The organism is Paraburkholderia sp. LEh10 (assembly GCF_017814945.1).
GTDB lineage: Bacteria > Pseudomonadota > Gammaproteobacteria > Burkholderiales > Burkholderiaceae > Paraburkholderia.
Map to the genome: position 1 here is coordinate 63,683 of NZ_JAGIPX010000028.1, position 12,008 is coordinate 75,690.

General features: G+C 63.9%; 12 protein-coding genes and 1 pseudogene. 7 read left to right on the forward strand and 6 right to left on the reverse strand.

All coding sequences use genetic code 11. The features are described from left to right. Window positions 1-69: 69 nt before the first annotated feature. Together J8I87_RS23040 and J8I87_RS23045 are read right to left on the reverse strand one after the other, a co-directional pair. Window positions 70-1,548, reverse strand: coding sequence for a sodium:solute symporter (locus J8I87_RS23040; protein ID WP_209934249.1), 1,479 nt, complete (start codon window positions 1,546-1,548; stop codon window positions 70-72). Continuing rightward, window positions 1,545-1,754 carry a DUF3311 domain-containing protein gene (locus J8I87_RS23045; RefSeq protein WP_209934250.1) on the reverse strand — a complete coding sequence of 70 codons (210 nt, stop codon included), beginning with the start codon at window positions 1,752-1,754 and terminating at the stop codon, window positions 1,545-1,547. Before J8I87_RS23045 ends, J8I87_RS23040 begins: the two co-directional genes overlap by 4 nt. A 330-nt stretch (window positions 1,755-2,084) precedes the next feature. On the opposite strand from J8I87_RS23045, the gene J8I87_RS23050 reads away from it, so the two are divergent. The 3 genes and pseudogenes from J8I87_RS23050 (at window position 2,085) to J8I87_RS23060 (ending at window position 6,130) form a co-directional block, all read left to right on the forward strand. Continuing rightward, on the forward strand, window positions 2,085-2,756 hold the full coding sequence (locus J8I87_RS23050; RefSeq protein WP_209934251.1) for a MarC family protein: 672 nt from the start codon (window positions 2,085-2,087) through the stop codon (window positions 2,754-2,756). Between the two features lie 93 nt (window positions 2,757-2,849). Beyond that, window positions 2,850-3,683, forward strand: a complete 834-nt coding sequence (locus J8I87_RS23055; RefSeq protein ID WP_209934252.1) for a class II glutamine amidotransferase — start codon at window positions 2,850-2,852, stop codon at window positions 3,681-3,683. A gap of 91 nt (window positions 3,684-3,774) precedes the next feature. Continuing rightward, window positions 3,775-6,130 (forward strand): annotated as a pseudogene (locus J8I87_RS23060) (putative bifunctional diguanylate cyclase/phosphodiesterase). A 33-nt stretch (window positions 6,131-6,163) separates the two neighbouring features. On the opposite strand, the gene J8I87_RS23065 reads toward J8I87_RS23060, so the two are convergent. Together J8I87_RS23065 and J8I87_RS23070 are read right to left on the reverse strand one after the other, a co-directional pair. Next, window positions 6,164-6,790 (reverse strand): LysE family translocator, encoded by a 627-nt coding sequence (locus tag J8I87_RS23065; RefSeq protein ID WP_209934306.1) that lies wholly within the window; start codon window positions 6,788-6,790, stop codon window positions 6,164-6,166. A gap of 158 nt (window positions 6,791-6,948) precedes the next feature. After that, the gene (locus J8I87_RS23070) at window positions 6,949-7,707 is read right to left on the reverse strand and encodes a glutathione S-transferase family protein (RefSeq protein WP_209934254.1); all 759 of its coding nucleotides are present in this window, start codon (window positions 7,705-7,707) and stop codon (window positions 6,949-6,951) included. Between the two features lie 209 nt (window positions 7,708-7,916). On the opposite strand from J8I87_RS23070, the gene J8I87_RS23075 reads away from it, so the two are divergent. Continuing rightward, window positions 7,917-8,087, forward strand: a complete 171-nt coding sequence (locus J8I87_RS23075; RefSeq protein ID WP_209934255.1) for a hypothetical protein — start codon at window positions 7,917-7,919, stop codon at window positions 8,085-8,087. 311 nt (window positions 8,088-8,398) lie between these two features. On the opposite strand, the gene J8I87_RS23080 is transcribed toward J8I87_RS23075, so the two are convergent. Continuing rightward, on the reverse strand, window positions 8,399-9,304 hold the full coding sequence (locus J8I87_RS23080) for a 2-hydroxy-3-oxopropionate reductase (protein WP_209934256.1): 906 nt from the start codon (window positions 9,302-9,304) through the stop codon (window positions 8,399-8,401). A 374-nt stretch (window positions 9,305-9,678) separates the two neighbouring features. On the opposite strand from J8I87_RS23080, the gene J8I87_RS23085 reads away from it, so the two are divergent. The 3 genes from J8I87_RS23085 (at window position 9,679) to dinB (ending at window position 11,590) form a co-directional block, all read left to right on the forward strand. Then, complete coding sequence (locus J8I87_RS23085) at window positions 9,679-9,942, forward strand: hypothetical protein (RefSeq protein WP_209934307.1); 264 nt, start codon at window positions 9,679-9,681, stop codon at window positions 9,940-9,942. A gap of 3 nt (window positions 9,943-9,945) precedes the next feature. After that, window positions 9,946-10,251, forward strand: coding sequence for a hypothetical protein (locus J8I87_RS23090; RefSeq protein WP_209934257.1), 306 nt, complete (start codon window positions 9,946-9,948; stop codon window positions 10,249-10,251). A 184-nt stretch (window positions 10,252-10,435) separates the two neighbouring features. Continuing rightward, window positions 10,436-11,590: a DNA polymerase IV gene (gene dinB, locus J8I87_RS23095; protein ID WP_209934259.1), complete on the forward strand. Its 1,155-nt coding sequence runs from the start codon at window positions 10,436-10,438 to the stop codon at window positions 11,588-11,590. A gap of 7 nt (window positions 11,591-11,597) precedes the next feature. Here the strand turns inward: dinB and J8I87_RS23100 are convergent, their stop codons facing one another. Beyond that, entirely contained in the window at window positions 11,598-11,939 is a 342-nt protein-coding gene (locus J8I87_RS23100; protein ID WP_209934261.1) for a hypothetical protein, read from the reverse strand. Between the last annotated feature and the right edge of the window lie 69 nt (window positions 11,940-12,008).

Consider the following 12,008-nt stretch of genomic DNA (forward strand, 5'->3'; position numbering starts at 1 on the left):
TGGGCAGAAAAAGGCCAATTGTCAGCGACGCCCGAAAACAAATCCCGGCGTCGCCGACACTAAAAAAATTCAATGCGTCTGCACACGCGACTCATCCGCCTGCGCATCAGGCTGCGTGACGGCGCTCACAACCACGAACACAACGACATTCACCGCCAGCGCAATAAAGCCGATGTTGACATCCTTCAACGCGTCCGGCAGGAAGGGCATCAACTGCCCAACGCTGATATGCATCAACGTCGTCCCAGCGACGACAGCCACACCCGCGAGAATCCCGCAAAACGCGCCTTGCTTCGTAGCACGATTGCGCGCCGCGAGGCTGCAGATGACGGCTGGAAACAGCTGCGTAACGAAGCTATAGCCCATCAGCAGCAACGCGACGATCGTCTCGCCGCCGTGCAGCGTAAAGACGACAGCAACCAGTGCGACGAGCGGCACGATAAGCCGCGCGAGCTTGGCAACCCTTTCATCCGAAGCATCACGCTGCACCAGCCCGCGATAGACATCATTGGCGAGCAGCGTCGACGCCGTCGTCAGAATCATCGAACCGGGCACGAGCGCCGTCAGCACACCCGCCGCACCGATCACGCCGACGAACCACGGGTCGAACGTTTGCAACGACAGCTTGAACAGCGACAGGTCGATGTCGCCGCCCTTGAGCCCCGGCACCTTCAGCGCAGCCGTAAATCCGACGAAGTAAACGAACAGCAGGATCAACTGATAAAGCGGCAGCACAGCCGCATTGCGCCTGAAGATGCGCTCGTTCTTCGCGGTGAAGATCGAGCCGAACGTATGCGGCCACATGAAGAAGCCAAGCGCGGTGAGCAGCACCGTCGACTGGAACCACGTGACACTCGATCCTTTCTCCGGGAACGTGAGGAAGCCGGGCCGCGCGACGTCGATTGCATGGAACATCTGCCCAAGCCCGCCGTAGTAATGCATCGGCAGATAGATGCCGAGAAACAGTACGACACCGAGTATCAGCAGGTCCTTCACGACCGAGTTCCACGCCGAGCCGCGCACACCCGACATCGTCACGTAGATCGTCACGACGACCGCGCCGATCCAGATCGCCGCCGATGACGAAATCGCGCCATACGAAGCCGTCGAAACGATGATGCCTAGCCCCTTGAGCTGCAGCACGAGATAGGGGATCAGCGCGGCGACGTCGACGATCGCGACCAGTACGCCGAGGGACGCGCTATCGTACTTGCGCGTGAAGAAATGCGGCTGCGACACGACACGATGCGTCTTCGCGAAGCGCCAGATGGGCGGCAGCATCCAGTAAGACAGCACATAGGCGAGCGTGCCGTACGCGAGGATGTAGTAGACGGGTGCGCCCTTGCCATATGCGAAGCCGCTGCCGCCGAGGAACGTGAACGTCGTGTAGATCTCGCCCGCCATCAGCAGGAACACGAATGCGGTGCCGAAGCTGCGGCCGCCCACCGTCCATTGCTCGAGGCTCATGTCGTGCCCCTGGTGCGCGCGTATGCCGAGATAGAGCGCGAACAGCGTGACGGCGGCGATGATGACGAGTGCGCTGCTCATGAACGCACCTCCGCGGACGATGCATCGCGGTTGGCGGGATCGAGCCAGTAGATGACGCCCATGATGATGGCGCTCAACACGACCCACATGACGATCCACGCAAGCACTAGCGGCATGCCGAGCACGAGCGGTTCGACGCGGTTGACGAACGGAACGCCGAGCAGAATGCCGATGAACGGCAGCACGGCGAGCAGACGAAATGACATGGACAACTCCTCGCAGGTGAATGAGCCAGTCTCGTTGAACGTCTTTTCATGAAACGATGATTGAATGCCGCGCACCGACTGTATGCCTCTTGCGCCAGTCCGGTAAAGGGCGTCAAAAATATACAGGTATATTCGACCGACCGGCGCAATGGGGCGCCTAGGCCTCGCCGATGCAACGGGACATGCATCGGCTGCGTGCTGCAATGCATGAAGAACATGCCCATGCATGGCGGACGACGCGCGTTGCCATTACACTGTTCGCGCCCTCAAGCGCCGTTTCGCGTGCCGTTGCGGTGCAAAAAATCAAAACCATCAAGAGCGGAACCATCGATGATTTCGAGCCTGATTTCGGAGATCCTGTTTGGCTTCACCGGGTTGATCAGCATCATCAATCCGATCGCGATCGCATTCGTATTTCTCGACCGCACCGATTCGCTGACCGACGCGGAGCGCGCCGCGCTCGCGAAGCGCGTCTCGATCAATGCGTTCTTCGTGCTGCTGGTCGTATTCTTTGTCGGTACACCGATCCTGCATTTCTTCGGCATCTCAATGGAAGCGCTGCGTATCGGCGGCGGGCTTGCCGTCGCGGTCAGCGCGTGGAACATGCTCAATGCGCCGGAGCGGCAGCCGAACGAGGCGGCCGTGAAGCCCGTCGATCCCGACAATGCGATGTCGAAGGCGTTCTTTCCGTTGACCGTCCCGCTGACCACGGGCCCCGGCACGATGGCGACGGCCATCGCGCTGAACGCGAACCGCAGCCACAAGCTGTCGGAGTTCGTAATGTCGTCGATCGCGTCCGTGACGATTTCGGTTCTTGTCATGCTGGCGATCTGGTTCACGTATAACCATGCGTCAACCTTCGCACGCTATCTGGGCAAGGAGGGCACGAAAGTGGCGCTGCGCGTGTCCGCGTTTCTGTTGCTGTGCATCGGCGTGCAGATCATCCTGACGGGGCTGTCCGAGTTTCTCGCGCCGATAGCGAGCGGGCGCCTGAACAACTGAGCGCGAGACGCAGCGGATGTACATCTGATGTGAGCGGTCCCGGGCAGGTTGAAACAGGCGCGCGCGAAGGCGTTTTCATCGAGGAGGGCGATCATGTGCCGCTGGCTGGCTTACACAGGAAACCCGATTCAGCTCGAAGCCGTGCTGTTTCGGGCGAAGCATTCGCTGATCGACCAGAGCCTGCATTCGCGGCTCGGCGCGACGACGACCAACGGCGACGGTTTTGGCGTCGGCTGGTACGGGCTGCCGGACGAATTGCCGTTTCGTTACCGCTGCGCGCAGCCGGCGTGGAGCGACCGCAATCTGCGCGACACCGCGCGGGCCGTGCGCGCGCCGCTGTTCGTCGCGCACATCCGGGCAGCCACGGATACGCCATCGCAGGAAACCAACTGCCATCCGTTTCGCTTTGGCCGATGGCTGTTCGTGCACAACGGCCTCGTGCGCAATTACCCGACGCTGCGGCGCGATCTGATGCTCGGCATTAAACCTGAACTGTTCCCGTCGATCGAGGGCTCGACGGATTCCGAGGTGATGTTCTATCTCGCGCTCACTTTCGGCCTCGAGTTCGAACCGGTGCGGTCGCTGGAACGGATGGCGTGCTTCGTCGAAGAGACGGCGCAAAAGCACGGTGTCGAGGCGCCGTTGAACATGACGGTGTGCGCCACCGACGGCGAACAGATCGTCGCCGCGCGCTATTCGAGCGAGCGGCAGTCGCGTTCCCTCTATCACAGCACGTCGATCCGTCATCTGATGGAGTTGTATCCCGACGATCCGCGCCTCGCCGCTGTCGGCAGCGATGCGTTTCTCGTGCTGTCGGAGCCGCTCGTGGATGTCGAGGGCTGGTGGCAAGAAGTGCCGGAATCGGTTGCGATTGTGGCGACGCGCGGCCGGATAGAAGGGCGGATCTTCAATCCGCATCGGGTATAGCGCACGGGCCGGCGCCGGGTCGTGCCTAAGCGTAAACCCGGGGTGTGCGGCGTGCGTCCCTCTGCCGTTGTTGCATCGAGGGAGTGCAACCATGAGTCGTCAAGTGACTGCAGACATCGCGACCGGCCAGCCATCCGAAAGCGCTCGCTACGGGTCTGATCTGGCCGCCGAGGTGCTCGCGTCGGAACAGAGCGTGTTGCGCCTTCTCACGCGCAGCACGCCGCTGCCCGAACTGCTGGCGGAGGTGTGCCGCCGCGCCGAGACGCTGCTCGGCGAAGGCGCGTCGTGCTCGATCCTCGTGCTCGACACCGACGGTGTCACCGCGCGCGTCGGCGCGGCGCCGTCGTTGCCGGCGCAATACAGCGCGGCGCTGAACGGCGTCGCCATCGGGCCGGGCGTCGGCTCGTGCGGCACGGCGATGTACGAGCGGCGGCTCGTGGTCGTCGAGGACATCGAAACCGATCCGCTGTGGACGAATTTCCGGCATCTCGCGTTGCCGCTCGGGCTGCGCGCCTGCTGGTCGGTGCCGTTCGAGGGCGACACGGGCCAGGTGCTCGGCGCGTTCGCCGTCTACTACCGCACGCGGCGGCGTCCCGACGAAAGCGCGCACGCGCTGCTGAGCGAAATCGGCCATAGCGTGGGCCTCGCCGTGCATCAGGACGTGATCCGCAAGCGTCTTGCGCAGAGCGAAGAACATCATCGGCTGGTCGTCGATCACCTGAACGAAGGCATCGTCGTGCAGACGCGCGACGGGATCGTGCTGGCCTGCAATCCGAGCGCGCGGCGCATGCTGCGCGTGACGGGCGAAGTGATCGGAAAGGACATCTACAAGGTGATCCTCGCCGCGTACTGGGAAGACGGCTCGCCCATCAAGATGGGCGACCAGCCGACGCAACGCGTGGTCCGCACGGGCAAGCCGCTCGTGGGTATGACGGTGCGGCTCGAGCTGGCGGGCGGCGAATCGATCTGGATCACCGAGAACGTCGTGCCGATCGTCAAGCCGGGTGAGACGGAGTCGGGCGCCGTGCTGATTTCGTTCAACGACATCACCGCCGTGCGGGCCGCGCGCGCAGTTGCAGCACCTCGCCACGCGCGATTCGTTGACGGGGCTCTATAACCGCGCGTTTCTCGCCGACCGGATGGGCGAGTTGCTGGCGCCTCGCGCCGGGCAGGTGGATGGCCATGCCGGCGGGCACGGTGTGCGTGGACCGGCCGTGCCCCGACCGGCCGTGCCTGAACCGGCCGTGCCTAAACTGGCCGTTCTCTTCGTCGATCTCGACGGCTTCAAGAAGGTCAACGACATCGCGGGCCACCAGGCAGGCGACGCGCTGCTGCGCAGTGTCGCCGTGCGCCTCGCGGGGTGCGTGCGTGGCACGGACACGCTCGCGCGCGTCGGCGGCGACGAGTTCGTGATCGTCACGGGCGAGTACGGCGATCCGTCGTTTCTGACGGCGCTTGCGCAGCGTGTGCTCGATACGATCGCGCTGCCGTTCGCCGTCGGCGGCAACGAGTACTACCTGGGCGCGTCGATCGGCATCAGCGTTTTCCCCGGCGACGGACGCGACGCGCAGACGCTGATGCGCAACGCCGATTCCGCGATGTACGACGCGAAGCAGCGCGGCCGCAACAATTTCCAGTTCTTCACGGCCGAGCTGAGCGAGCGGCTGCAGCGGCGCTTCGCGATCGAACAGTCGTTGCGGCGCGCACTGTCCTCGCACGAGCTGAGCCTCGCCTATCAACCGATCGTCGAAGGCGCGACGGGGCGCATCGTCGGCGCGGAGGCGCTGCTGCGCTGGCACAACGGCGAGCTGGGCCACGTGTCGCCCGCCGAGTTCATTCCCGTCGCCGAAGATACCGGCCTCATCATCGACATCGGCCGCCGGGTGCTGGAGAACGCCTGCATGCAGACGGTCGAATGGCGCAGGACGGTGATGCCGCAGCTGATGATCGCCGTGAACCTGTCGCCGCGGCAGATCAGCGGCGAGCTGATCGGGCACGTCGCGAGCAGCCTCGAACGGACGGGGCTCGACGCGTCGGCGCTCGAGCTGGAGATCACGGAAGGCGTGCTGATGCGAGACAGCGACGCCGTCATGCCGCTTCTCATGACGCTCGCGCGGATGGGCGTGCGGATTTCCGTCGACGATTTCGGCACCGGCTATTCATCGCTGTCTTATCTGAAGCGCTTCCCGCTGCATAGCCTGAAGGTCGACCGTTCGTTCGTCGCGGGCTTGCCAGGACATCGCGACGCCGTCGCGATCACGCACGCCGTCGTCGCGATGGCGCACTCGCTCGGCATGAACGTGACGGCGGAAGGCGTCGAGACCACCGAGCAGGCGGCGTTTCTGCGCTCGATCGGGTGCGAGCGGCAGCAGGGTTATCTGTTCGGCCGGCCTGTCGTCGCGGGAGACTTCGCGCGCGAGGCGCATCGCTTGCAGGCGGGCGTTTGAACGTTGACGCCGCGTGCACAGACGCATGCGCCGTCACGCGCGCGACGTCACCAGCTTGAGTCCCGCAAGCCCGAACACGACGGCCAGCCCGCCGTCGAGCCAGCGGCGAATCGACAAATAGATGCGCCGCGCCAACGGAGTTGAAAAGAGCGCCGCGTAGCTGCCGAACACCAGCACGCCGATCGTGAGGCATCCGGCGACCATCGTCAGCATTGGCGCGCTGCCGCCTGCAGGCGACGCGAGCGCGACGACGGATATCCATACGAGAATCGCTTTCGGATTCGTCAGGTGCAGCAGCGCGCCGCGCGCATAGAGACGGCGCAACGACAGTTGCGCGTTCGGCGTGGACGCTTTGGCGTGAGCGGGCCGCAACGCCGCGCGGCCGGACTTGTACGCGAGCCACAGCAGATAGCATCCGCCGAAGATCTTCAGTCCCGCCATCAGCCCCGAAAAGGCCAGCAGTGCCGCCGATAGCCCGAGCGCCGCCAGCGTCGCCCAGAAACACGAACCGCACACGACACCCGCGGCGAACGCGAGCGCGGCCTTGCGCCCGTCCGAGGTCGCGATCGACATGATGGCGAGGTTGCTCGGCCCGGGACTCGCCGTGCCGACGAAATATGCGGAGTAGGCGATCAACAGGTTCGCGGAAAGCATCGGCATGCTGTCATGGGCTGAGGGCGGCGCGGGAGTGAGCGGCCATTGTCCGTGGCGCACGGCCTGCGCGGAATAGACAGTTCGCGCACGATCAGGCTGGCCAGTGAAGCGGGTCGCGCCGGACGGTTCATGACAGTTGCCGCGCTGCCTGCGCGCACTGCCCGTCAGCCGCGAGCCGCCGGCGCGAGATCCCGCCAGCAACGCTGCGCGATCCGCTCGCGATAGGCCATCAGCGCGGGCTGCTTCGCGACGAAATCGCGCACGGGGCTTTCGAACGGATGCGCGACGGTCGTGTGAACCCACGCGAAACCGGTTGCGTCGATGGTCGTCGGCTCGTCGCCGAGCAGATAACGCTGGCCGCCCAGCAGATCGGCGACGGCCTGCCATCCTTCGATGCCCATCTGCACGATTTCGTCATAACCGTGCCGTCCCGTGCCTTGTTCCCACGCCTGGCGCAGCACTTTGCGGCGGACCATGGGCATGACGAGCGGCGCCAGCGCGCCCATCAACGGACGGGCGGGCGGCGGCGCGCTCAGACGTGCATATTCGATCAGATGCGGCTTGTAGATCGCCATGTTGCTGTCGACGGCCCAGCGGAAATACACGAGCACGAAGTACAGATGCGTTTCGAGCAGCGCCTTGATCGCGGCAGCCTGCGCGCGCCTGACGGGATCGAGGGCCGCGTCGCTCAGCGCTTGCGGGTTTCGGCGCTGCAGGCAGGCGATGATCGCCGACGAGTCGCAGATCGTCTCGCCGTCGATCACCGCGACGGGCAACTTCTTCTTCGGCATTGCATTGAGATTGCCGATGCGTCCTTCGTACGGAATGCCCGAGAGTCTTAGCCACGTTTCGAGCTTGACGACGAATGGACTGATATCGGGCGGCATCGCGCCTGAACCGTCTCCGAACTTGTACACGATCATGACGTTGCCCTCGTATCGCGCGTTGCAGTCGTTCGGCCTGAGTTTAACTTTCGTGCCAGCGCATTGGCGGCATTGTTGCCGTCCGCTGAACAGAGATTCCCCGTCCGTACGATTGATGTTGGACGGCAGACCCATAGAATGGCTGTCAAGAGGTGCTGGTTTTCTACGGCACGTGGCGATCAGGATTCAGACGGATATCGGAGGCGGTCATGGACATCGTCGATATTGCACGGCAAGCGGGAATGACCGTCGTGCTCGAAGCACGGATCGGTCGGCAGGAATATCACAGCGTACACGGCTCTCTCGCGGCGCTACAGAGTTTCGCCGAGCGGGTGAGGGCGTCGACGATGGAAGAGGCTATGGCCGTCGAGCAGGATTGAAAAACAGCGGAGCCGTCGACCTGCGACGGCTCCTGGATACAGCATGGTCTGCTGCGTTTCGATCTGGCGATCAGCCGCCGAACAGTTCGATAAGGCAGACGATCATCGCGAAAAGGCCGATGCAACCGCCCAGTGCGGCGGCTCCCTGCGTGAAACCTCCGAGATTTCCCACGTAGCGCTCCTCGATGTTTTGATGGTGCGCTAGTGTAAATCGAAAGAAATAAGAAAGGAAAAAGAAAGTTTGTCGCGCGGTGTGCGCTTTCTCACGCTTGTACGACGACGTATCCCAGCCGTTTAAGCGAATCTGCTAATCACCCTTTCGGCTTTTGACCGATTTCATGGTTCGCCATGATTTCGAGCGCGCGAACCATGCCGGAATGGTCCCACGCCTTGCCGCCGTGCGCGGTGCACGCATTGAACAACATCTGGCAGGTTGACGTGGCAGGCAAGGGCACGCCAAGTGCTTGAGCGGTCGACAAAGCAAGATTGAGATCCTTCTGATGTAATTCGATCCGAAAGCCGGGATTGAACGTGCGTTTCGTCATCCGCTCGCCGTGCACTTCGAGAATGCGCGACGACGCAAAGCCGCCCATCAGCGCCGTCCGAACCTTCTCTGCATCGACGCCTGCTTTTGATGCCAGCAGCAGCGCCTCGCCAACCGCTTCGATGGTCGCGGCGACGATCACCTGATTCGCGACCTTGCACACCTGGCCCGCGCCGACCTCGCCGATCAGCGAGATGTTCTTGCCCATCATGTCGAACAGCGGCTTGACCTTGTCGAACGTGGCTTGCGCGCCGCCTACCATGATCGTCAGCGAGGCCGCCTTTGCGCCGACTTCGCCGCCCGATACGGGCGCGTCCAGATAGTCGGCGCCTTTCTCGCGCACGCGCGCCGCGAAGCCGCGCGTGGCGATCGGCGAAATCGAGCTCATGTCGACCACGATCTGCCCGGCGCGCAAACCGTCCGCGACGCCGTTCTCGCCGAACAGCACGCGTTCGACGTCGGGTGTGTCGGGGACCATGATGAAGATCACGTCGGCCTGTCCCGCGACGGCGGCCGGGCTGTCACAGGCGGACACACCCGCCTGCTTCAGTTCTTCGGGCACGCCGCTGCGCGTGTAGGCCGCCAGCGTGACGTTGTGCTTGCGCAGGTTCTCCGCCATCGGGCGGCCCATGATGCCGAGTCCGATAAAGCCGGCCTTCAATGTCTGAGCCATGAGGTTCTCCAGATTCGTTGTTCGGGCGACATGCGCTTTCAGCTTAATGAGCGCGGGGAGAAATGCCTATGAACTCGCCATTCCGTGTTGCATGGCCTGCAGAAGTGTGGTGCGCGCGAGCTTCGGCGCCGCGCTCCGACAATGCCTTTGTTTTGCGGTTCGCCGCCGTTTCCGACACTTTTGTGCGCCGGGCGTCGCGATTTTGCGACGGCCCGGTTTTTTCGTTGCCGGCGGTCCGCGCGCGCGGGGTAGACTGCTGCGCGCGCTGGCGCACGGTTCGTCGTGGGTATTCGCGCAACGAGAGTGTTCATCGATTGCGCGAAAACCTGTATGAATATACAGTATCGGTGGTGCGATCGATGAGGAACTGCGTCATGGACATGCGCGTGCCGAAGCCCGCCGGCCATCCGATGCCGGAGATCGCCGCGTTCGTCGCGGCGCTGAAATCGGCGTTCGGCGTGCGGGAAATCGATGAGGCGATCCGCCGCGGCAAGGCTGGCGAGGCGACGTTTTACGCATGTGAGAACGGCCGCTCGGTGGGCACAGCAAGTTCGTCCGTGGCAAGCAGTTCCGCACATGAACTTCGTCTGGCACCTGCAAGCAACGCCCGTCAAGACGTACCCCGGCAAGGAGACTGAGCAATGAATGGAGGACGTCTGTCACTCGGACTGATCGCGCTGGTCGTGGCTTCGGCGGCGCACGCGAAGTACGTCGAAATCTGGAATCCGCCTGAAGCGCGCGGCCACTGCGCCGTGCAGAAACCTGTCCGGCCGCATGCGCAAGCGGCGCCAGCACCCGCATCGGCGCCACGGCTCGCCAGGAAGATCACCGAGCCGGACAATGCACGCCCGGACAAGGGGGCATCGTCAGTCATGCCGTCAAAGCCGCCCGCCACCCGGACCATTCCGCGCAAGATCGGCCCTGACGGCAATGTGTTTCGCGTCTAGTGGGAGAGGGAACGCTACCAGCGCCTGTACGCCGACCTCTTGCTAAACCCGGTGGCCGCGCGGGCTTGCCTGTTGCCGTCCACGCGAGCGGCATCGGCGGCGCACGTGGCGTATCGTTGAGGTGACCCGCGCCGGGTTCACCCGTCGCAACCGCATTTCCTCACTGCAAACCGCATCGCCCCACATGAGTGTCACCACCCGCCGTATCGCGCATCTCGACATGGACGCGTTTTACGCTTCCGTCGAATTGCTGCGTTATCCGGAGTTGCGTGGGAAGCCGGTGGTGATCGGCGGCGGTCGCGATGCGACGCCGCAGACGTTGCCTGACGGCACGCGCCGTTTCGCGCGGCTGCGCAATTATGCGGGTCGGGGCGTCGTGACCACGTCGACGTACGAGGCGCGCGCGTTCGGCGTCTTCTCGGCGATGGGCATGATGAAGGCGGCCCAACTCGCGCCCGATGCCATTCTGCTTCCGACCGACTTCGATTCGTACCGTCATTACTCGCGACTCTTCAAGGCCGAGGTGGCGAGATTCACGACACGGATCGAAGACCGCGGCATCGACGAAATCTATATCGACCTGACAGATGTGCCTGGCGATTCCGCCGACATCGGCGCGCGCATCAAGGAGGCCGTTCGCAGCGCGACGGGTCTGACGTGCTCGATTTGCGTCGCGCCGAACAAGCTGCTCGCAAAAGTCGGCTCCGAGCTCGACAAGCCGGACGGCCTGACCATTCTGACGGCCGCGGACATTCCAACGCGGATCTGGCCGCTCGCCGCGCGCAAGATCAACGGCATCGGACCGAAGGCGAGCGAACGGCTCGCCATGCTCGGCATCCATACCGTCGGCGACCTCGCGCATGCCGCGCCGGATCTGTTGCAGGCTCATTTCGGGCTTAAGTACGCGACATGGCTGACGCACGTTGCGCAGGGCGCCGACGAGCGTCCCGTCGTGGTCGAATCCGAGCCGAAATCGATGAGCCGGGAGACGACTTTCGAACGCGACCTGCACCCGCGCCTTGACCGGCCGGCGCTGTCGGAGTCATTCACGCGTCTGTGCGTGCGGGTCGCGGAGGACTTGCAACGCAAGGGCTACGTCGGGCATACGGTGGGCATCAAGCTGCGCTTCGACGATTTCTCGACCGTCACGCGCGATCTGACCATTCCCGTCGCCACATCGGACGCGGCGTCGATCCGGCGCGCCGCTACCGAGTGTCTGAAGCGGGTTGCGCTGACGCGCAAATTGCGGCTGCTGGGCGTGCGTGTGAGCGGGCTGTCGCATGCGAGCGAACAGGCGCCGCCGCTGCCCGTGCAAGCCGAGTTGCCTTTTACGGCTTGACCGCGGATCAGCTGCGTCGAAACCCCACGCGGTCCAGGCGGCCGAGCGAAACCAGCAAGCGCCCGACTGTTGCCCGGAGCGAGTGTTTCGGCGGACCCGGCTCGATTCGCGCGATAGACACGCGCGGCCCCGCCGAAGTCACCTCGACGAATGCCTCGTACGACAGCACATGCCGCTCGCCTTCGCGAACCACGATTGAAACTTTCGGCGCGGCATCGAGCAGCCAATCGAGTGATGCGTCGCGGTAGGTCACGCGAAGCGCGCCGTCGAGTGCGGCAATCGCGCTGCCGCGTCTGAACCACGTGGCCTGGATTTCGTCGGGGGCATATCGTTGCTCGAAGGGCTTCATCGCGAACTCGTTCCAAAGGCGGGTGATCGGATCGGCCCGAAACCATCAGACGCAACGGGCCACATATCG